We start from the raw sequence: 19,979 nt of genomic DNA, 5'->3' as shown, positions 1-19,979 counted from the left end.
GGCAGTGCCAGTCCAGCAATTCTGACTGGCAGAATATGTTGGGGGTCACACAGCCGCGTCCGTAGAGTCGAACTACGCCCAAGAACTGTTCTGACCTACCGAGGAGGCCCACGTGTCCATCAGCGCCGAGAACACGACTCACGAATCAGTGGCCGCGCAGCACGTCGCTGCGGAGCCGACGCCCGAAGAAGCTGCGCAGCTGAAAGAGCTGTACCGGGATTTTGACCGCGAGAACCTGATCCCGCTCTGGACCGAGATCGGGGACCTGATGCCGATGGTCCCGACGCCGAAGGCGGTGCCGCACGTGTGGCGGTGGAGCGACCTGTACCCGCTGGCCGCCCGCGCCGGTGACCTGGTTCCCGTGGGCCGCGGCGGGGAACGCCGCGCCATCGCCCTGGCCAACCCGGGCCTGGCCGGGACGCCGTACGCCACCCCGACCCTGTGGGCGGCCATCCAGTACCTCGGTGCCCGCGAGACCGCCCCGGAACACCGCCACTCGCAGAACGCGTTCCGCTTCGTGGTCGAGGGCGAAGGCGTCTGGACGGTCGTGAACGGTGATCCGGTCCGGATGTCGCGCGGGGATTTCCTGCTGACCCCGGGCTGGAACTTCCACGGCCACCACAACGACACCGATGAGCCGATGGCCTGGATCGACGGCCTGGACATCCCGTTCGTGCACTACGCCGACGCCGGCTTCTTCGAGTTCGGCACCGAGCGCGTCACCGACGAGGCCACCCCGGACATCTCCCGCTCCGAGCGGCTCTGGGCTCACCCCGGCCTGCGCCCGCTCTCCGGCCTGGACGACACCACGAGCTCCCCGATCGCGGCGTACCGCTGGGAATACACGGACCGGGCCCTCACCGAGCAGCTGCTGCTCGAGGACGAGGGCCATCCGGCCACCGTGTCCCAGGGCCACGCCGCCGTCCGCTACACCAACCCCACCACCGGCGGGGACGTGATGCCGACCATCCGGGCCGAATTCCACCGCCTCCGCGCCGGCGCCTCCACCGAAGCCCTCCGCGAGGTCGGCTCGAGCGTCTGGCAGGTCTTCGAAGGCTCCGGCACCGCCACCCTGAACGGCGAGGTCAGGACCTTGGAGAAGGGCGACCTGTTCGTCATCCCGTCCTGGGCCGAATGGTCCCTGCACGCTCAGACCGGCTTTGATCTCTTCCGCTTCAGCGACGCCCCCATTTTCGAACGGCTGAACTTCAACCGCACCTACATCGAAGGACGCAACAAATAATGAGACTCCTCACCCTCCGCCTCGCCCAAGGGGAAAAAACTGTCACGAAGGCCGTGCGCCAGGACGGCGACACCCTGACCGAGATCGACGGCTTCGCCGACGTCGGAGCCCTGCTGCGCACCGCGGACTGGGAAACGACCGCGCAGAACGCATCCGGCGCCACGCACCCGCTCGAGGGAGCCGACCTCGACGCCGTCGTCCCCTCCCCCGGGAAGATCATCTGCGTGGGCCACAACTACCGCAACCACATCAAGGAGATGGGCCGGGAAGTCCCCGAGTTCCCCACCCTGTTCGCGAAGTACCAGGAATCCCTGATCGGCCCGAACGATGACCTGGCCCTCCCGCAGGAATCTGACACGGTCGACTGGGAGTCCGAACTCGCCGTCGTGATCGGCAAGAAGGGCCGCCGGATCGCCGAAGCCGACGCCGCGGACCACATCGCCGGGTACGCGGTGCTCAACGATGTGTCCATGCGCGACTACCAGTTCCGCACCGTCCAGTGGCTGCAGGGCAAGACCTGGGAGAAGTCCACCCCGTTCGGCCCTGCCCTGGTCACAAAGGACGAGTTCAGCGGCGGCCTGATGACCACCGCGGTCGACGGCGATATCCAGCAGCAGACCCCGACGAACGACGTTGTCTTCACGCCGGAGTTCCTGATCTCCTACATCTCCACCATCATTACCCTGAACCCGGGCGACGTCATCGCCACCGGAACGCCGGGAGGGGTGGGCCACGCCCAGGACCCGAAGCGCTACCTGCAGGAAGGCCAGCTCCTGGTCACCACCATCGAGGGCCTGGGACAGCTGAAGAACCGCGTGGTCAAGGAAGCCTGATGGTTGCCCGCCACGACCAGACGACGGACCCGGAGCTGCTGGCGGCCCTGCTGCAGGCGCGCCGGGGCACGGCGTTCTTCGCCCGCAAGCTCAACGAACTCACCGACGCGGAGCTCGACGGCGATTCGCTGCTGCCCGGCTGGACCCGCCGCCACATCACCGCGCACATCGGCTACAACGCCCGGGCCATCGCCCGGCTAGTCGAGTGGGCGGCCACCGGGGTGGAAACCCCGATGTATGCCTCCACCGCGGTCCGTGACCACGAGATCGACTTCGGCGCCACGCTGAGCCCGATCGCGCTGCGGCACCTGTTCGACCACTCCGCCGTGCACCTGAACGTCGAATGGCGGGACCTGCCCGGGGACGCGTGGCACCACAAAGTCCGTACCATCCAGGGCCGGGAAGTGCCCGCCACCGAAACGGTCTGGATGCGCACCCGCGAAGTATGGATCCACGCCGTGGACCTGGACAACGGCGCCGTCTTTGGGGACATCCCGGCGCCCGTGCTGGAACGGCTCCTGAGGGACATCACCGGCGCCTGGCACACCCGCGGCACCGACGCGGGGCTCGTGGTCAAGGTAACGGACCAGGACCTCACCTTCGGGGACACCGCGTCGGCGGCCCCGACCGTGGTCGCCGGACCGCTGGCCGCCGTGGTCGAATGGGCCGCCGGCCGCGGCCACAGCGGCGTCACCGCCGCCGCACCCGGCACTGAAACAACCAACGGGACGGTTCCGGCCGCACCGAAGTGGATCTGAGCCCGTCACAACCCAAGGTATTTCGCGGAGAAGATGGACTAAAGACCGGGGCAGCCACCCGCAGCCAACCGCACCGATGAGCGCCGCCACGAAGTCCCGACGCGATCTACACTGTCTGGATGGAGGCTACGGTCGGCGGAGTGGCTGTGCATTACGCCCAGCACGGCAGCGGCACGCCGGTTCTGGCTCTGCACGGCGCCGGTGCGGATCATCGCGAGATGGCCGGCGCCCTGGAACCGATATTCTACGACGCTCCCGGCTTTCGGCGCCTGTATCCGGACCTGCCGGGGATGGGCCGCACTCCGGCGCCGGCGTCGATCACGAGCAACGATGACGTCCTGGACGTTCTGCTCGGCCTGATCGACAGCACCATTGGTGCTGACCCGTTTCTTGTCGTGGGTCAGTCGTACGGTGGGTACTTAGCCCGTGCGATTGCAAATCGGAGACCTGACCAGGTTGTCGGGCTGGCGTTAATCTGCCCGGTTGGCGCGCACACTCGGGACGTGCCCCAGCACGAGGTTCTCGCTTCGTCGGCCGATCTGACCGGCGAACTGGGCCCGGAGGTCGAGGCTTCCTTCCGAAGCTACTTCGTTGTGCAGACGCCAGAAACGTTACGCCGGTTCCTGGAGTTTGTGGCTCCCTCAGCGTCACTCGTCGACGACTCGAGCCTGCTGCGAATCTTTTCGAACTGGGAGCTAGCGGATCGCCCGGAAGCTGCGAAAACCTATCCTCATCCCGTGTTGATTCTTGCAGGGCGACAGGATGCCACGGCCGGGTACTCAAGCCCATGGGAGCTGATCGAGCACTACCCTCGCGCTACCTTTGCTGTACTCGATCGCGCCGGCCACGCTCTGCTACACGAGCAACCCACCCTCACGCGGGCCCTAGTTGTCGAATGGCTCGCCCGCGTGCGTGAGCACGCCATGCCATAAAGAGGCGGCTACCTGCAGCACCGCTCTTCGGTTCAGGACTGCACGCGATAGGTCATGTGGGTCACCGAGCTCGCTGTCCGCGAATCCACGTCGTCGAAGGCCGGGGTCAGCCCAGATGGACCACCGGGGCGTCAGCTTCGGTTCCGGTGAACTTCCTGCGGTCGATGTTGATGAGCAGCAGGGCGATCGGGGTGATCAGGATCGCCACGCCCGCGGCCCAGAGGAAGACCATGGAGTAGCCGCTCGAGAGCGCGGCCAGCGACGCGCCTCCGGCCGAGGCCGCCGCGGCGATGGTGCTGAACAGGGCGATACCCAGGGAGCCGCCGATCTGCTGCGAGGCGTTGACCAAGGCGCTGGCCACACCGGCGTCGTCCGTGTCCACGCCGAACAGGGCGAGGTTCTGCATCGGCACGAAGATCATGCCCAGACCGACACCCATCAGGAGCAGCGCGGGCAGCATGTTGACGAGGTAGCTGCCCTCGGCGGACACCTGGGTGAGCCACAGCATGGCGGCCGCCAGGAAGACCGGACCCGTGGCCGTCGGGATCCTTGCCCCCAGCTTGGGCAAGTTCTTCGCCACGAGCCCTGCCATGATGATCACCGCCGCGGTCATGGGCAGCGACGCGAGGCCGGCGAGGAACGGGGCGAAGCGCAGCACGATCTGGATGTAGAAGTTGATGAACAGGATGCCGCCAATGAGCACCGCTCCAGACAGGAACGAGGCCAGAAAGGCCGCTGCGCGGTTGCGCTCGGTGGCCACACGCATTGGCAGGAGGGGGTGCTTGACCTTCCGTTCGACGACGACGAATAGCACCAGGAGCACGGCGCCGGCGGCGATGAAACCCCAGGCTTCCGGTGCGTCCCAGCCGTGCTCCGCGTTGGTGAAGCCGTACACGAGGGACCCCAGGCCCAGAGCGGCCAGAATGACACCGGGCCAGTCGTACTTGGTGGACCCTTGGGCCTTGCTTTCGCTGACGAGCGCCCACACGCCGACGAGCGCGATGATGGCGATCGGCACGTTCACGAAGAAGCACCAGCGCCAGCTCACGTGTTCGGTCAGGAACCCGCCCAGCAGGACGCCGACGGCGGCACCGACACCGGTGATGGAGCCGAAGATTGCGAACGCCGTGCCGCGGTCCTTGCCGCCCGGAAAGGCGACGGTCAGGAGGGCCAGGGCAGCGGGGGCCAGCAGTGCAGCGAAGACACCCTGGAGGGCGCGGGCACCGATCAGCTCCCACGGCTGCTGCGCCGTGCCGCCGAGCAGGGACGCGACGGCAAAGCCGACGGCGGCCACGATGAAGGTCCGCTTGCGGCCCCAGAAGTCCGCTATCCGTCCGCCGAGCAACAGGAAGGCGCCGAAGGCCAGGGCGTAGGCCGTGACCACCCAGGAACGCGTCGAGTCACTGATGCTCATCTCGATCTGGAGACGCGGCAGTGCCAGGTTCACGATGGTGCCGTCCAGCACCACCATGAATTGCGCGAGAGCCAGGAACACCAGCGCCCACCAGCGGCTTTTGGGCCTGCTCCCCTGTTGAATACCCGCATCTGCTAACTGTGTTGCCACCCCAGGTCCACCCTTCGAATTAATAATAGTTATGCAAGTATAACTATTATTCGGGCGTGCTTCAGGACCGTTTTGGGGGTGATGTGGGTTACTCGGGTTCCGCGAGGATCGAGGCGAGCCGTTGCAGGGCGGGCAGGCTGGCCGCGATTTGCTCGCACTCTTCGGGCAGCAGCCGGGAACTTGCCGAGGCCAGCGCGTCCGCCCAGGCCCCTTCAAGGAGCGCCTTGATCCGCTGGGATTCAGCGGTGGAATGGAGGACGACATAGCGCTTGTCCGCTGCGTCACGGGTGCGCGTGACGAGGCCCGCGGCGACCAGTTCGCGGAGCTGGACACTGACGTTGCTGAACTGCCGGCCGAGGCGCGAGGCGACTTCCGCGACCGTGATGCCGGGTTGGCTTTCGATGACCCGGAGGATTTCCAGCACGCCGTTGGACAGCGGCCGGACGCCGGTGTCATTGAGCGATTTACGGCGGATATCGGAGGAAATGTCGATCACCGACACGGCCAGGGCGCGGTGGTCCACAGCCTTCGCCGGTCCGTCCTCTGCGCCAACACTTTCCATTCCATAAGCATAGGCGTCGGGCCGGACCAGCCTGTCCGACGCCCGCCCCAAAGTGACTGCCCCTGAACCGTTTCGCGCCACGGATGGCACTGGCATGCTGGTGGGGTGACATCGATTTCGACGGCAAGTCACCGTACCGCGCTCAGCTGGAAGCTGGTGCCGGCGGGGCTTGTCTCGGTGTCCGGCGTGTTGCTGTTTGGCGCCGAGAATGACCTTGGCTACGGCGTGCTTGCCATGGGCCTGGCCACCGCGGCTTTCATCGACCGCCTATTGATGCGGCACCTCGCGCTGATCGCGGCGGGAATGGTCATCATCAGCGTGGTTCCGCTGAACGCTGACTTGAGCACCCAGCACGTGGTCATCATGGGCGGCGCCCTCGCCCTGGCCGTGCTGATTCCGTGGCTGGTGTCACGGTTCGTCTACCGCGAGGAGATCATCAAATTTCCCGTGAATACCGGCCGTAAATGGCCGTTGACCGCGAGGTTGTACCTGATCGGCGTGGTCCTGCTCGGATACTTCATTCTGCCCGTCTACCTGACCAGGACCGGGGTCTACCAAAACTGGCCCGACGCCTCCGACCCGGCCATCTTCTGGCGGCTCTTTCTCGGTGTGAACGCCGTAGGCATCTGGGACGAGCTGTTTTTCATCTGCACCACGTTCGCACTGCTGCGGCGGCACTTTCCGGACTGGCTGGCCAACATCCTGCAAGCCGTGATCTTCTCGTCCTTTCTGTGGGAGATCGGCTACCAGGCCTGGGGGCCGCTTTTGACCTTCCCGTTCGCCCTGCTGCAGGGCTACACCTTCAAGCTGACGAAGTCCCTCACGTACGTCGTGACGGTGCACCTGACCTTCGACTTCGTGCTGTTCCTCGCGCTGGTGCACGCACACAACCGCGACTGGCTGCCGGTTTTCCTGTACTGATCACGCGTTCGCCGGGCTGGGAAGTGCCCGGGGAGAAACGACAAGCCCTGCGCCCTGACTAGCCTTCGTCGCAGAGCAGGTGGTACCAGCTGTCGGCGAGCACCTCGAGCGCGTGGTCGCGGTTTGGCTCGAGTTTGCGCCGCGTCCAGAGCGTCGCGACGTAGTCGAGCTGGGTGAAGGCGAGCGTTCCCCGGATGTTGTGCGTTTCTTGAGAGAAGCGGCCGGCCAGTTGCATGCCGCGGACGATGTCGGAGATGACCTCCTCATGCCAACCCCGGACCAAAGCCCGCACCTCGGGATCGACGGCGGCGGCCTCGTCGAGCACGTCGAGGTAGGGGCGGAAGACCGGCCAGAGCGCAGCGCGCGACTCGAGCCAGGCAAGGATTCCTTCGAGCCCGCCCCTCCGGACCACATCCACGAGTCCGGCAGCGGTTGTCGCCCGGTCCGGGCCATCCGCGCGGTCGAGCACGGCGTTGACGCGCCCCATGAAGTCCCTCATCAGGTCAGCACGCGAGGGATAGTGCGTGTAGAAGGTCGCCCGGGTCGTCCCGGCCGCCACGGCGATCTCGTCGATCGTCGTCGCAGCGTAGCCCTTCGCTGTGAAGAGTTCGAGCGCGCGGTCGACAATCCTGTCGCGGGTCAGCTGCTTCTGGGCCTCTCGCAACGACGACATGTGTCGATCCTATCCATGGTGTGCGGTAGTTACCCGGCCGGAGAGCAAAGCTGCGCTAAGGCAAGCGGCCCGACATGCCACAAAGTAAGCGGCGCGAGGCCTCGCCTCAGACGTTCACGGGCGCTGCCGGGCGGAGTGCCCCAGGGCCGACGTCGGCCAGTCGGCGCAGTTTCGGGATGGGGATCCGGTAGTTAACCGCTGCGGCGGTTCCAGAGCCGTCCTTGTTCTCCCAGCGCAGGAGCATCGACTCCGGGTCTTTGCCCGGCTCGCAGTAGTCGGGGGCGCCGGCCACGGGAGTGAAGCCGACCGACTTGAGTGACAGACCGAAGCCCTCCGTCCAGAAATACGGCTGGAAGTTGAGCTCGGGGGCCGCATCGCCTTGGAGCAGGCCGACGGCGGCGACCTTGGCCTGGTCGATGGCGCTGGTCCACAAGGGAATACGTTGCACCCCGCGGCTCGTTGGGAAGAACGCCACGTCACCGGCGGCAACAATCTCCGGCCGGAGCCGGCCGCGGGTGTCCACCCGAAGCGACCCGTCGACCAGGAGTTTGGAGCCGGCCAGCCAGCTGGTGTTTGGCTCGTCGCCGATGGCGGTGACGACGAGGTCTGCCTCCAGTTGAGTGCCGTCGGCCAGGGCGACCCGCGTCCCGGCATCGGAGTCGATGAGGCGCGCCTTCCCGCCGCCAACGACCCGCAGTCCGCGCCGGGCGGCGGCGGTGGTGAATATCCCGGATAAATGCCCGCCCAGCTGGCGCGAGAGGGGTTGACCGTCGGAGACGAGCGTGACTTCGCAGCCAGCCTGCAGGCAGCCTGACGCGACCTCCATGCCGAGCGGTCCGCCGCCGACCACAATGACCGACGGGCGCGCCGCGACGCGCTGTTTAAGCGTGATCGCGTCCTCGATCGTGCGCAGGGTGAGCTCCCGGGCAAAGCCGTCGTCCCGCGGCTCACGTGCTCCCTCCGTGGGGGCGAGGCGCTTCGCCCGGGAACCTGAGGCGATGACAAGGCCGTCATACGGCAGTTCGCCGCCCCCGTCGAGCCGTACGACCCGGGCGTCGATGTCCAGGCCTGAAACACTGACGCCGAGCAGCTCGGCCGCTTCGTGAGTCGGCTCGGGCAGCTCGTGGGCCTGCAGGCCATCGTCGCCGTGCAGCAGCGCCTTCGACAGGGCCGGGCGGCTGTAGGGGTGGTGGCGCTCGGCACCTACGACCGTGAGCTCGCCGTCGAAGCCGGCCGAGCGCAGTGTATCGCAGGCCGTGAGCCCGGCGATGCCGTTGCCGACGACGACGATCCGGCGCATCGTCATGCCGCCTCCAACCGGAGCGCGGCGACCGGGCAGACCCTTACCGCCGCCTTGGCGGCGTCGAGGTCGGCCCCGTCCACCTCCGGGACATCGATGAGGAGTTCGCCGTCGTCGTCGAGGTGCATGAGCTTGGGCGCGGCTTCCTCGCAGAGGCCGTGCCCCTCGCAGCGCGGCCGGTCGAGTTCGATCCTCATGCGGCCACGACCTTAACAACTTGGAGCTGGTCGATGCTCCGGGTCATGTTGCTGGGCACCCGGACCTCGTCGGTGACCGTGATCGACTTCACCTGGCGCGCGAGGGCGCCGACGATGGCGTGGCCCTCGAGCTTGGCCAGGCCCTGGCCGGCGCAGCCGTGCGGCCCGTAGCCGAAGGAGAGGTGGTCCACGGGGTTGCGTGTCACGTCGAAGATATCGGGGTTTTCGTAGTGGCGGGCGTCGCGGTTGCCGGCACCGATGAGAATGCCCAGCTGGGCGCCGGCGGGTACCGTTACGCCGTCGATCTCCACGTCCCGGGTCGCCGTGCGGCCCCAGATGTGCAGCGGAGTCCAAAAGCGCAGCACCTCGGCGAAGGCTGCGGGGACGAGCTCCGGGTTCTCGCGGACGAGCTGAAGCTGCTCCGGGTGGCGGCCGAACAGCGCGACGATGTTCCCGATCGAGGCGATGGTTGTGTCGACGCCGGCCCCGAGGTACTGGTGGATGATGTGCCCTGCGGTGCCTTCGGGGATGTCGCCACGGGTCTCGGCGTCGAAGATTCCGCGGCCGATCGAGCCGGGGGTGAGGTCGTCACCGGTGACCGAGGAGCACCAGCCGTAGAGCTCGCCGGCGATCGGGAAGCTCTCCTGGGTGCGTTGGTTCAGCGGCCCGAGGACCTGCATCGCGGCCTGCCCCCAGCGCAACATGTTGTCCTTGACGTGTCCGCTGAAGCCGATGAGATCGGCGACGATCTCAAGCGGGAAGGCGCGGGCCAGGGAGTCGATGGCCTCGAAGCTGCCGCTGGCGACGAGCTCGGCGACGAGCTTGTCCGCCTTCTCGTCGATGGTGACCTTCAGGCCGCGCAGGGCGCGGGGCGTGAGGTTCTCTGACAGCGTCGCGCGCAGCTGGGTGTGCACTGGCGGATCGGAGGCCAGCGAGGTGCCCTGCAGCGCCTCGTTCACCATGGGGTTGAAGCCGAGCGTGGTGGACGAGAACGTCGCCGGATCACCGAGCACGTCGCGGATGATGTCGTAACGCGTCAGCACGTATAGGTCGTTCTTCGGCAGGTACACGACGCCGGCCTGCTCGCGGAGCGCGGCGTAGGCCGGGTAGGGGTCGACGAGGATGTCGTCGTCCCAGATGTCGATGTCTGATTCGATGGGTGCAGTCACGGTGCTCTCCTTGCGGATGGTGGGTGGTGGTCGGTGAAGTGAAGCCGTCAGTCTCAGACGGCCACTTCGGCGTTATCCTCTGTCGTCTCCGCGACGGCCTCGGGCGCGGGCGCCGAGGAACGAGCGGAGATGAAGAGGGTGAGGATGGCGGAGGCCGTCGCCGCGATGGCAGCCACGAGGTAAACCATTTGGAAGCCCTGGCCAAGCGAGGCCCCAGCCACGCCCTGGATCTGCTGCTGCGCGGCGGTGAGCGCCTGGACCATGCCGTCGACAGCCGGGGCGGGCGCGCCGCCGGCCAGTGCCTGCCCGGAGAATTGCGCGATGACGCCGTCCCAGCCCGAGAGATAGCCCAGGGGCGGCACCTGGGAGAGCCCGGCGACGGCGTTGGCGGGCAGCCCCGCCCCGCCGAGGATCCCGCCGAGCGGGCCCGCGAAGATCGAGGCGCCAATGCCGAACGCGATGGCCGAGCCGATGACCGGTCCGAGGGCGAAACCAAGGTCGCGCAGGAGGTTCGTCGTCGCCGAGGCCATCCCGATGTGCTGCGGCGGGACGGTGTTGATCGCCACCGATGTGACGGAGCCAACGGTGAGCGCGAAGCCGATACCCAGCAGCAGAAGCGGCGGAATGAAGGCCGTCCACGGGGTGCCGCCGAAGGCCTCCGGCGCGCCCAGGGAGAACGTCGAGAGCCAATAGCCCGAGACCGCCATGAAGGCGAAGCCCGCGGTCAGCACCCAGCGCGGCGCTACGTGGTGGATGAGCCAGCCCACCACCGGGATGAAGGCGAACGCCGGACCCTGGATGAAGACGAACAGCACCCCGACCTTCCACGTCTCGGCCAGAGCGAGACCGCCGACGGCGACGCTGGTGCTGAAGCAGATCGCAAGGAAGGCGAACATGCCGGTGACCGCGACGACGCCGGTGATCGAGTAGGCGCTGTTCTTGAACAACGAAAGGTGGATGAGCGGCTCGCTGGTGCGCGTCTCGATCATCACGAAGGCGACCAGGAGCACAACGCCGATCGCGTAGCTCACGATGACATCCCGGGCACCAAAGCCCGCATCGACCGCCTGAACGGTCGCGAAGAGCACAGCGATGAGGCCGAGCGCGAGGGTGAACTGGCCGGGCAGGTCGAGGGTGCGTCCCTGGGCGGCCGCGGAGTCCTTCGCCCGGAGCGCGACGAGGAGAACAACGACGGCGACCGCGGCCGCAACGAGATAGGCCACCCGCCAGCCGCTGAACTCGTTCGGCGCACCAGCCGCAGCACCCGGCACCGTGAATAACTGGGCGGTGAGGCCGGCGAGCACGGGTGAGATGACCGCGCCGAGCGACAGGAACCCGGCCCACGTAGCGATAACCCGGGCACGCGCCCGGTGGTCCGGAGTGATCGCCGCGATCATGGACAGCGAGATGGGAAAGAGGATGCCCGCCGCGATGCCGCCGACCGCCTGCGCGAAGATCATCATCTCGGTCGTCGGAGCCAGCGCAGCCAGGACTGAGCCGACGACACTTAACGCCGCGCCGGCATACAGCAGCTTCTTGCGTCCGAACAGGTCACCCAGGAGCCCCCAGCTCAGCTCGAACACCACGATACCCATCAAGAACATGCCCGCAATCCACGTCAGGCCCGCCCCCGAAGTATGGAATTCCGCGGCAAAGGTGCCGCTCAGGGCGCCCGGCAGTGCGTTGGTGATCTGCGCGAGGGTGACAGCGCTGTAGGCGGCGACGAAGGTCGCTCGTACCGAGCCTCGGCTCGAGACCTGAATGGTTTGACTCATCGATGAAACTCCTTTGTTTCCGGTCGATCCTCCGGCGTTGCGCCAGGCCTGGTGCCCCTACCGGGCACGCACTGGCCGAAGCCGGAGGTATGTGTGTGGCGCTCCCCACATTGTTCCCATTAGGTTTACACGATGTCAAGAGAATTAACCACCTGTTTGCTTGGTAGGCATTCTGACGGCATTTGGATGTACGTTATGACTATTCACTTGACATCATGTATAGAAATATGTGACGCTGGCTACACCGCAACGGGGCGACGACGGCACGATCAAGCTCCGCGGCCCCCTGCATTCAGTACCGATCTTCAAGGGAGAAGCCAGTGAGTTACACCGCACCCGTCGTTACCGTGGATACGTTTCCTGCCCCGACCGGACAAACCGTCAATACGGTCCTTGGGCCCATCCCGGCCTCTGAACTGGGCGTGGTTGCGGTCCATGAGGCGCTGCTGTCGGTCATTCCCGGGGCCCAGTACGCCCCGGACATCAACATGGACCGGGCGGAGATCTTCGAGGTCCTGGCCGGAAAGCTGACGGCCTTCCGCGAGCACGGCGGAAAGACGATCGTGGACAGCACGGGCATGTTCCACGGCCGCGACCTGAAACTGTACGAAGCCCTCTCACGCTCCACCGGGGTGCACATCGTCGCCACCACAGGCATGGGACCCGAGGAGACACTCGGCGGCTACTTCCTGACCCCGCAAACCAACCCGCCGACACCGTGGCCCGCCGAGAAGTTCGCCGACCTTTTCTCCAAGGAGGTCACGGAAGGCATGGTCGTGCCGCGCGTCGAACGTCGCGGCGCCGCCGGGCTCGTGACCACCACGGCCGACCGGGCGGGCATGACGCCGACCGAGGAGAGCCTGTTCCGGGGCGCAGCGCGAACCGCGCTGAACACCGGTGTCCCGCTGTCCATCCGTTTTGGAGCCGACGCGCTGCACGACCTCGACGTCGTGCTGGACGAAAAGCTCCCGGGCGACCGGGTGCTCGTCGGCGGCCTCGACCGCAAGGACGCCGGCGGTGCCGCCCTCGAGGTGGCCGGGCGGGGAGCGTTCGTCGGCCTGGACCACGTGGGCCGGAACGACGATGCGGACTACCTCACCGATAACGACCGCGCCGAACTGGTGCTCAAGCTGGTCGCGGCCGGCCACAGCGACAAGATCATCCTGTCGGGCAACTCGATCGGCGTGGCCAAGGGACAGCCGGACTACGACCTGCCTTTCAGCCACCTCGTGTCCACGTTCGTGCCTTTCCTCAAGGCGCAAGGCCGCCTGAGCGAAGAAGACGCCCGGCGCATCCTCGTGGACAACCCGCGCAACCTGCTGACCGTGCGCTAAGCACGCGTCGGCCCACACACAACAAGCTTTCGAACCCCTGAGGTGAGTGAACGAATGACAAAGGTCAACACCGTGCTGGGAACCATCCCGGCCGAAGAACTGGAAATCGTGGCGGTCCACGAACATATCGGGTACGGCATGCCTGGGTCCGAACTGGACACCAAGTGGTGGAAGACCCCGGAACAGGCCTACGAGGAGACCGTGCCGAAGCTGCGGAAGTTCCGAGAATACGGCGGCGGGACCTTCGTGGACGCCACGGGCATCTGCAACGGCCGCGACGTGGACTACTACAAGTCCCTGTCCGCCAAGACGGGCGTGCACATCGTGGCCTGCACCGGCTTCGTCGGCGGCGACACCGCCCTGCCGCACTTCTCCCGCGCCACCGTGGACTACCTCGCGAAGGTCTTCATCCACGAGATCACCGTCGGCATCGGCAACACGGGCGCCAAGGCCGGCATCATCAAGGTTGGTGTGAGCCGCGGCGGACGCATGACCGATTTGGACAAGCGCATCTACCGGGCCGCGGCCCGCGCCGCCGTCGTCACCGGAGCGCCGATCCTGACCCACCTGGCCATCGACCCCGAACCGGCAGTGAACATCTTCAATGAAGAGGGCCTCTCGCTGGACCGCGTACTCTTCGGCCACGCCGACGACGGCCTGAACGCTCCCATTACCCCGCACGATTGGATCTACGACCAGGGCGGCCGCATCGGCTTCGACACCTTCGGCTACGATCTCGAGCTGCCCGATCCGCCGTTTTGGGGCCGCAAGCGCGCCGAACGCATGGAGCACTTCGTCAACCTCGTCAACAAGGGCTACGCGGACAAGCTCCTCGTCTCGGCCGACGCCAACTGCAGCCCGCTGGGCTGGCCGGGGGTGAAGGGCCACACCATCAACTACATCTTCGAGGACATGATCCCCGACATGCGCGCTGCCGGCATCGACGACGCCACCATCAAACTCCTCCTCGAGGACAACCCGGCCGACTTCCTGTCACTCCAGGCCTGACCCCCGACCACCCCCACAAGAATTTTCCAGGTCCGCCCTGGGTCAAGAAAGCGAACCAACAAATGAAGACTTCAGAGATCAAGAACCTCAAAATTGCCATCATCGGCGGCGGCTACGGCGGCGCCTCACTGGCCAAGGCCCTGCAGAACATCGGCGCAGAGAACGTCCACGTTTACGAGCAGGCGTCCGCACTCGCCCAGGTCGGCGCCGGCATCGGGCTGCGCCCGCCGTCGGTCGAGCTGTTCCGCCAGTGGGGCATCTTCGACACGATCGCCGCGGTGAGCTCGCCCAGCGACCACCTCGAGATCCTCAGTGCCGATGGAAAGCACATCCTCGCGAACGAGGAGTGGCCCTTCCTGCACGCCTACGAGCAGGTCAACCACAACCGCATGATCCACCGCGGCGACTTCATCGAGGCCCTGCTGAGCGTGCTCCCCGAGGGCATGGTGCACCTCGGCCACAAGCTGGAAGCCATCGAGGACAACGGCGACCACGCGACACTGACCTTCGAGAACGGCGAGGTCGTCACCGCCGACCTCGTCGTCGGCGCCGACGGCATCCGCTCGACGGTGCGCAGCCAGCTGTTCTCACAGAAGGAGCCGGTCTTCTCCGGCGAACACGCCTACCGCGCGGTCATTTCGATCGAGGACGCCCACGGGCTCGTGACGGACGACAACCCCCGCTTCTACATGGGCGAGAACGGCACGATCGCCTACAACCTGCCGCTGCGCCACCGCGGGCAGCTCTCATTCGACATCACCGCCCCGTCCGCTGACGGCTCGTGGGCGCCGGAGATCACGACCGAGTATCTGGTGAAGATCCTGGACGGCTTCGACGAGCGGATCGTCCAGGTCGCCAAGGAACTTGACCTGAACCAGGTGACGAGCCGTTCGGTCTTCGACATCGACTCCATCGACTCATGGCACACCGGCTCGGTCGCGCTGCTCGGCGATGCCGCCCACGCGATGCTCCACCACCAGGGTCAGGGCGCGAACTCGGCGATCCTGGACGCCGGCGGACTCGCCGACGCGCTCCTGCAGGGCGACTCCGTGAAGGACGCCCTGTCCATCTACGAGGCCACCCGCAAGCCGCTGACGGATGAGCTGCAGCGTGTGTCGCGCCAGGGCTGGCACGCCGACGCCGTGGACTCAGCGTTCCCGGCCAACCAGTAAAGCAGAGGCTAACGATGTCTATTCACCCGCAGATCGCCGAAATCCTCAGCACCCTGCCGGCACCGGACGGTTCGCCGCTGGATCCGGCAGCCATGCGCGCCGGCGAGGCCGCCCAGGTCGCCCCGCTCGAGGACCGGCTGCCGCTGCACAAGGTCGAAGACCTGACTGCGGCGACGCCATCCGGGGACGTTCCCGTGCGGATCTACACCCCGGTCGAGGCGGACACCTACGGCGTGCTGGTGTACTTCCACGGCGGGGCGTTCTTCCTGGGCAGCCTGGACAGCCACGACCACGTGGCCCGCGCGCTGGCCAAGCAAACAGGCTACAAAGTCATCTCGGTCGGCTACCGCCTGGCCCCCGAGGCAGCCTTCCCGGCCGGCCTCGAGGACTGCTACGGAGTCGTCCGCTGGGCCGCGGAGAACGGCAACACCCCCAAATGGGACGGGAAAAACCTCGCCACCGCCGGCGACAGCTCCGGCGGCAACTTCGTCGCCGCAGTCGCCGCGAAGGCCCACGATGACGAGTTCTTCGCGGTCACGCACCAGATCCTGTTCTACCCGTCCCTGGACCTGGACTTCGACGTCGACCGCTACGCCTCACTGCGGGAGAACGCTGAAGGCTACGGGCTGGAGACGGCGGGCCTGCTGCCGTTCAACTCGTTCTACCTCGAGAGCGGGGCGGACCCGACAGATCCCCTCGTCTCCCCCATCAAACGCGAGAACCTCGCCGGGCTGCCGCCCGCGCTGGTCATCACGGCCGAGTTCGACCCCCTGCGGGACGAGGGTGAGCTTTACGGCCGGCGCCTGACGGGGTCCGGCGTCCAGACGACAGTCAGCCGCTACGCGGGGGCGAACCACGGCTTCGTCCAGAACTTCGGCTGGATCCCGGAGTTCCACCGGGCCTTCCAGGAGACGGCAGACTTCCTGAACGCAGGGGCTGCGGAATGACGGAGCCGGTCGCTGTCCATCCGCTGGTCTCGCCCTGGGGCCGGTTCGGCCTGTACAGCTTCTTCATCGACGCCCCCGAACCGGCCATCGTCGACACCGGAATCGCCTCTTCGCCCGCCGAAGGCATGGTCCCCGCGCTGGAGAAGCTGGGCCGGCGCATCGAGGACGTGCGCTGGATCCTGCTGACCCACGGCCACATCGACCACCTCGGCGGCGCGCACGCGCTGTGGGAGCTCACGGGCCGGCGCGCCAAAGTCGTGATCCATGTGGCCGACGCGCCCCTGCTGCGTTCCCGGCGCGCGCACGTTGACCAGTACGTGGACGTGCGCCAGCAGTACCTCGACAATCCGAACGCCGTCGAGGAGCAGTTGAAGGCAGCAAACCAGGTCATCTCCGGTGAGATGGAGCCGGCCATGCTGGTGAAGGGCGGCGAGACGCTCTCGCTGGGCGGGGACGTCACCGTCTCCGTGCACCACATCCCGGGCCACACCGCCGGATCCGTCGCCTACGTCGTGGACGGCCAGCAGTCGGTCTTCGTCGGCGACGCAGTGCAGATCCACGGAGCCGCCAACGGCTTCCCCGGCTACGAGGATACGGGCGCCTACCGTGCGAGCCTGCAGTACCTGCGCGACGTGGTCCAGCCCGAGCACCTGTACCTCGGCCACCCCTACCGTGGCCCGGACGGGGTGCCGTACGGCGTCGAGCTCGACCAAGAGGCGGCCCGGAACGCCCTGCAGGGCAGCCTGGACCTTGAGGCCAGGATCGCTGACGCCGCGCGCCGGTACCTGCACGGGGGCCTGCAGGAGACGGACTCGGTGTACTCCCCGTTCGCCCCCGTGGCCGAGGAGCTCGGCTACACGGGCGACCCCACGCTGGAGCCGTCCCCGTTCTTCACCACGCTGCATGGCTACCGCACGCAGTTCAACCTGATGCCTTCACAGAGGAGCCTTCGCAATCATGAATAAGAACCAGACAATCGACGCCGGCGGGGAGAAAATTGCCGTCCGCAAGGACCTCCGCGTCCCCATGCGCGACGGCGTCGAGCTCGCTGCGGACGCTTACCAGGGCACTGAGGACAAGCCGCGCCCGGCGCTAGTGGCGCTGAGCCCGTACGGCAAGGAACTGCAGGCACTGGCACTGACCACCCCGCCGCAGCGGCGCCCCAGCCCGATGTGGGACGGCTGCATCGAGGCGGGCGACATCGCCCGCATCGTCAAGGAGGACTACGTCCACGTCATCGGTGATCTGCGCGGCTCCGGCCACTCCGGCGGCGAGCACATCGGCAACTACAACGCCGGCGGCGTCTCGCTGGGCCAGGACGCGTACGACTTCATCGAGTGGGTCGCCGAGCAGCCCTGGTGCGACGGCAATGTCGGCATGGTCGGTATCTCCTACTTCGGCTCCATGCAGGTGCTGGCCGCGGCCGAGCGCCCGCCGCACCTGAAGGCGATCTTCGTCAGCGGCGGCCACTACGACTTCTACGAAACCACCTACCACGGCGGCATCATGTGGTTCATGCCACGGGCCGCCCGTGAGGGCCGCGGCGGCGACTCCGGCTGGGCCTTCACCGACGGCGTCAAGTCCCGCATGATCGAGAAGTACCCCCCGGAAGAGCTGAAGAAGCTGGTCGCCAAGCGCCTGGAGGATCCGGACGTTGCCGCCTGGCCGAACCTGGTCCACGTCCTGAACTACCCGAAAAACCACGAAGCCTGGTTCGACATCGTGATGAACGAGCTCGACGGCGACTGGTACGAGGAGCGCAACCCCATCACGCTGGCCCCGAACATCGACATCCCGGTGTGGCTGCAGATCGACCAGGGCCGCGGCTGGACCATGGACGGCACCATCGAGCTGTTCGACTCGCTGAAGGGCCCCAAGAAACTGGACATCGGCCCCTACCCGCCGATGCAGTCGCGCCCCTTCATCGAGGAACACGACAAGATGTTCCGGTGGTACGACTACTGGATCAAGGGCATCGATAACGGCGTCATGGACGAGCCGGCCGTCAGTGTCTTTGTGGAAGGCTCCCGCGAGCTGGTGACCGGGGCGGCATGGCCGCCGAAGGACGTCGAGTACAAGTCCCTCTACCTGCGCCCGCGCCACAGGTTGTCGACCGAGCCCGAGCTGATGGGTGCGGAGTACGCCGCCCCGGACGGCTTCTACCAGGCGCCGCTGACGGTGACCGACAAGGTGGAGATCATCAGCTGGTCCACCCCAGCCTTCGAAGAGGACACGGAGATGATCGGCACCGGCGCCGCGCACATCTACGCCGAGATCGACCAGCCGGACACCAACTTCATCCTGCGCCTCTGGGACTACGCCCCGAACGGCAAGCGCCAGCTCATCACCAGCGGCTACCTCAAGGCCTCACACCGCGAGCTCGACGAGCGGACTACAGAGGGGAGCCCGGTCCATCCCCATACCCGTGCCGTGCCGGTGGAGCCCGGGCAGATCGAGGAGTACGTGCTGCGCCTCTACCCGTTCGCGAACACTTTCAAACCTGGCCACGTCCTGACGGTGGAACTGTCCAACGGCGAGCCGCTGGCCGACGAGCACAACGCGCTGCTCCCGCCGGACGCCTTCCACCTGCCGGTGGGCCGGCCCGTCACCCACAAGATCTACCGCGACGCCGCCCACCAGTCCCGGATTGTCCTGCCGTTCACCACGCGCAAGGCGGCGGAAGACCAGGCGGGCTGACCCCCCTCTGCGCGGCCTGCGTTCTGGTGCTTCCTGCTCACTCAGCCAGCAGGAAGCACCAGTTGTCGACCATCAGATCCAGCGACGTCTCGCGGTCCACGGTCCAGCCGAGCCGCATCCAGCGCCGGGAAAAGAACTCCAGTTCCCCGAAGGCCAGCGCGCACCGCACGCGGCGGCTGGCCGGGTCGAACCGCCCGGCCCGGTCAAGGCCGGCCTGCATGTCGTCGATCGCCGTGTCGAACCACTGATCCAAGGCCGCCTGGATATCCGGTTCACTGGCCGCGGCCTGGTGCGCCGCCACCACGTAGGGGCGGATTTCGGCCCACTGCTCAAATTTGCGGGCGAGCCAGACCCTGATCAGCTCACGGTCCCCGGATTCGACCACGGAAGGCAGCGGCGGGACATCCGCCTCGGTCAGCATCTCGTTGGACCGCTCGACCAGCGACCGCATGAGCTGGGCCTTCGACGGGAAATGGGCATAGAACGTGGCCCTGGTGGTGCCTACGGCAGCAGCGATGTCATCCACCGTGGTGGCGGCGAACCCCTTCTCCTCAAAAAGCTCCAGCCCTTTCTCGAGCAACAATCGGCGGGTCATCTGCTTTTGAGCTTCTCGAATGCTTGCCACTCCCCCAGATTAGTGCAGTATTCACCCCACCCCGGGCAGACCGCCAGCCGGACAACCGGGCGGCCGGGCGGCCGGGCAACCATCTCAGAGTGAGCGGAGGATCCCGCGGTCCCGCCCGGTTACTGGCCCAGGAAGCGGTCCAGACCAGGGTACGTGCCTCGCTCATGGGCCTGACCCAACCCGCTGTTCATAGTTGGAAATAAGGCAAGCCTTCCCTATATAGTCAAGGCTGACCTATTAGCAAACATTTGTGTGATGTATTAGCAGCG

Annotated in this window: 19 protein-coding genes; 11 read left to right on the top strand and 8 right to left on the bottom strand. The window is 66.7% G+C overall.

Annotated elements, in window-relative coordinates:
- The first annotated feature begins 112 nt into the window (after nt 1-112).
- From ACZYZ5_RS08030 to ACZYZ5_RS08015, 4 genes are all read left to right on the top strand, one after another.
- A complete protein-coding gene (locus ACZYZ5_RS08030) occupies nt 113-1,243 on the top strand; it encodes a cupin domain-containing protein (RefSeq protein ID WP_463900758.1) in 1,131 nt (376 codons plus the stop codon).
- Complete coding sequence (locus tag ACZYZ5_RS08025) at nt 1,243-2,076, top strand: fumarylacetoacetate hydrolase family protein (protein ID WP_463900755.1); 834 nt, start codon at nt 1,243-1,245, stop codon at nt 2,074-2,076. The genes ACZYZ5_RS08030 and ACZYZ5_RS08025 overlap by 1 nt, the downstream gene beginning before the upstream one ends.
- The gene (locus tag ACZYZ5_RS08020) at nt 2,076-2,834 is read left to right on the top strand and encodes a maleylpyruvate isomerase family mycothiol-dependent enzyme (RefSeq protein WP_463900753.1); all 759 of its coding nucleotides are present in this window, start codon (nt 2,076-2,078) and stop codon (nt 2,832-2,834) included. The genes ACZYZ5_RS08025 and ACZYZ5_RS08020 overlap by 1 nt, the downstream gene beginning before the upstream one ends.
- A 119-nt stretch (nt 2,835-2,953) precedes the next feature.
- Nucleotides 2,954-3,766 carry an alpha/beta fold hydrolase gene (locus tag ACZYZ5_RS08015; RefSeq protein WP_463900751.1) on the top strand — a complete coding sequence of 271 codons (813 nt, stop codon included), beginning with the start codon at nt 2,954-2,956 and terminating at the stop codon, nt 3,764-3,766.
- A 106-nt stretch (nt 3,767-3,872) separates the two neighbouring features.
- On the opposite strand, the gene ACZYZ5_RS08010 is transcribed toward ACZYZ5_RS08015, so the two are convergent.
- Both ACZYZ5_RS08010 and ACZYZ5_RS08005 read right to left on the bottom strand, forming a co-directional pair.
- Nucleotides 3,873-5,330: an MFS transporter gene (locus tag ACZYZ5_RS08010; protein WP_463900749.1), complete on the bottom strand. Its 1,458-nt coding sequence runs from the start codon at nt 5,328-5,330 to the stop codon at nt 3,873-3,875.
- Between the two features lie 88 nt (nt 5,331-5,418).
- On the bottom strand, nt 5,419-5,892 hold the full coding sequence (locus ACZYZ5_RS08005) for a MarR family winged helix-turn-helix transcriptional regulator (protein WP_463900747.1): 474 nt from the start codon (nt 5,890-5,892) through the stop codon (nt 5,419-5,421).
- A gap of 105 nt (nt 5,893-5,997) precedes the next feature.
- Here ACZYZ5_RS08005 and ACZYZ5_RS08000 point away from each other — a divergent pair, with 105 nt between their 5' ends.
- Entirely contained in the window at nt 5,998-6,813 is an 816-nt protein-coding gene (locus tag ACZYZ5_RS08000) for a CPBP family glutamic-type intramembrane protease (protein WP_463900746.1), read from the top strand.
- Nucleotides 6,814-6,871: 58 nt separating this feature from the next.
- On the opposite strand, the gene ACZYZ5_RS07995 is transcribed toward ACZYZ5_RS08000, so the two are convergent.
- The 5 genes from ACZYZ5_RS07995 to ACZYZ5_RS07975 form a co-directional block, all read right to left on the bottom strand.
- Complete coding sequence (locus ACZYZ5_RS07995) at nt 6,872-7,486, bottom strand: TetR/AcrR family transcriptional regulator (RefSeq protein WP_463900743.1); 615 nt, start codon at nt 7,484-7,486, stop codon at nt 6,872-6,874.
- Between the two features lie 106 nt (nt 7,487-7,592).
- Nucleotides 7,593-8,792, bottom strand: coding sequence for an NAD(P)/FAD-dependent oxidoreductase (locus ACZYZ5_RS07990; RefSeq protein WP_463900742.1), 1,200 nt, complete (start codon nt 8,790-8,792; stop codon nt 7,593-7,595).
- Entirely contained in the window at nt 8,789-8,983 is a 195-nt protein-coding gene (locus tag ACZYZ5_RS07985; protein WP_463900741.1) for a ferredoxin, read from the bottom strand. Before ACZYZ5_RS07985 ends, ACZYZ5_RS07990 begins: the two co-directional genes overlap by 4 nt.
- Nucleotides 8,980-10,152, bottom strand: a complete 1,173-nt coding sequence (locus ACZYZ5_RS07980) for a cytochrome P450 (protein WP_463900740.1) — start codon at nt 10,150-10,152, stop codon at nt 8,980-8,982. Before ACZYZ5_RS07980 ends, ACZYZ5_RS07985 begins: the two co-directional genes overlap by 4 nt.
- 53 nt (nt 10,153-10,205) lie before the next feature.
- Nucleotides 10,206-11,927: an MFS transporter gene (locus ACZYZ5_RS07975; RefSeq protein ID WP_463900737.1), complete on the bottom strand. Its 1,722-nt coding sequence runs from the start codon at nt 11,925-11,927 to the stop codon at nt 10,206-10,208.
- Between the two features lie 320 nt (nt 11,928-12,247).
- Here ACZYZ5_RS07975 and ACZYZ5_RS07970 point away from each other — a divergent pair, with 320 nt between their 5' ends.
- From ACZYZ5_RS07970 to ACZYZ5_RS07945, 6 genes are all read left to right on the top strand, one after another.
- A complete protein-coding gene (locus ACZYZ5_RS07970; RefSeq protein ID WP_463900736.1) occupies nt 12,248-13,261 on the top strand; it encodes a phosphotriesterase family protein in 1,014 nt (337 codons plus the stop codon).
- 54 nt (nt 13,262-13,315) lie between these two features.
- The gene (locus tag ACZYZ5_RS07965; RefSeq protein ID WP_463900735.1) at nt 13,316-14,269 is read left to right on the top strand and encodes a phosphotriesterase family protein; all 954 of its coding nucleotides are present in this window, start codon (nt 13,316-13,318) and stop codon (nt 14,267-14,269) included.
- A 62-nt stretch (nt 14,270-14,331) separates the two neighbouring features.
- Complete coding sequence (locus ACZYZ5_RS07960) at nt 14,332-15,441, top strand: FAD-dependent oxidoreductase (protein ID WP_463900733.1); 1,110 nt, start codon at nt 14,332-14,334, stop codon at nt 15,439-15,441.
- 14 nt (nt 15,442-15,455) lie between these two features.
- Entirely contained in the window at nt 15,456-16,388 is a 933-nt protein-coding gene (locus ACZYZ5_RS07955) for an alpha/beta hydrolase (RefSeq protein WP_463900731.1), read from the top strand.
- Entirely contained in the window at nt 16,385-17,353 is a 969-nt protein-coding gene (locus tag ACZYZ5_RS07950; protein WP_463900729.1) for an MBL fold metallo-hydrolase, read from the top strand. The genes ACZYZ5_RS07955 and ACZYZ5_RS07950 overlap by 4 nt, the downstream gene beginning before the upstream one ends.
- On the top strand, nt 17,346-19,085 hold the full coding sequence (locus ACZYZ5_RS07945) for a CocE/NonD family hydrolase (protein WP_463900727.1): 1,740 nt from the start codon (nt 17,346-17,348) through the stop codon (nt 19,083-19,085). The genes ACZYZ5_RS07950 and ACZYZ5_RS07945 overlap by 8 nt, the downstream gene beginning before the upstream one ends.
- A 37-nt stretch (nt 19,086-19,122) precedes the next feature.
- Here the strand turns inward: ACZYZ5_RS07945 and ACZYZ5_RS07940 are convergent, their stop codons facing one another.
- Nucleotides 19,123-19,710 (bottom strand): TetR/AcrR family transcriptional regulator, encoded by a 588-nt coding sequence (locus ACZYZ5_RS07940; protein ID WP_463900725.1) that lies wholly within the window; start codon nt 19,708-19,710, stop codon nt 19,123-19,125.
- Nucleotides 19,711-19,979 lie beyond the last annotated feature (269 nt).

It is taken from the genome of Pseudarthrobacter ribosi, from assembly GCF_055412865.1.
Note: the sequence above shows the minus strand (reverse complement) of the source record. Positions and strands in the feature narration are given on the sequence as shown.

Bases quoted from the DNA above. Each gene is read 5' to 3' on its own strand.
- ACZYZ5_RS07995 (WP_463900743.1), bottom strand. From the start codon at position 7,486: ATGTCGTCGTTGCGAGAGGCCCAGAAGCAGCTGACCCGCGACAGGATT.
- ACZYZ5_RS07955 (WP_463900731.1), top strand. From the start codon at position 15,456: ATGTCTATTCACCCGCAGATCGCCGAAATCCTCAGCACCCTGCCGGCA.
- ACZYZ5_RS08015 (WP_463900751.1), top strand. From the start codon at position 2,954: ATGGAGGCTACGGTCGGCGGAGTGGCTGTGCATTACGCCCAGCACGGC.
- ACZYZ5_RS08025 (WP_463900755.1), top strand. From the start codon at position 1,243: ATGAGACTCCTCACCCTCCGCCTCGCCCAAGGGGAAAAAACTGTCACG.
- ACZYZ5_RS08005 (WP_463900747.1), bottom strand. From the start codon at position 5,892: ATGGAAAGTGTTGGCGCAGAGGACGGACCGGCGAAGGCTGTGGACCAC.
- ACZYZ5_RS07985 (WP_463900741.1), bottom strand. From the start codon at position 8,983: ATGAGGATCGAACTCGACCGGCCGCGCTGCGAGGGGCACGGCCTCTGC.
- ACZYZ5_RS07965 (WP_463900735.1), top strand. From the start codon at position 13,316: ATGACAAAGGTCAACACCGTGCTGGGAACCATCCCGGCCGAAGAACTG.
- ACZYZ5_RS07990 (WP_463900742.1), bottom strand. From the start codon at position 8,792: ATGACGATGCGCCGGATCGTCGTCGTCGGCAACGGCATCGCCGGGCTC.
- ACZYZ5_RS08020 (WP_463900753.1), top strand. From the start codon at position 2,076: ATGGTTGCCCGCCACGACCAGACGACGGACCCGGAGCTGCTGGCGGCC.
- ACZYZ5_RS07950 (WP_463900729.1), top strand. From the start codon at position 16,385: ATGACGGAGCCGGTCGCTGTCCATCCGCTGGTCTCGCCCTGGGGCCGG.
- ACZYZ5_RS07945 (WP_463900727.1), top strand. From the start codon at position 17,346: ATGAATAAGAACCAGACAATCGACGCCGGCGGGGAGAAAATTGCCGTC.
- ACZYZ5_RS07960 (WP_463900733.1), top strand. From the start codon at position 14,332: ATGAAGACTTCAGAGATCAAGAACCTCAAAATTGCCATCATCGGCGGC.
- ACZYZ5_RS07975 (WP_463900737.1), bottom strand. From the start codon at position 11,927: ATGAGTCAAACCATTCAGGTCTCGAGCCGAGGCTCGGTACGAGCGACC.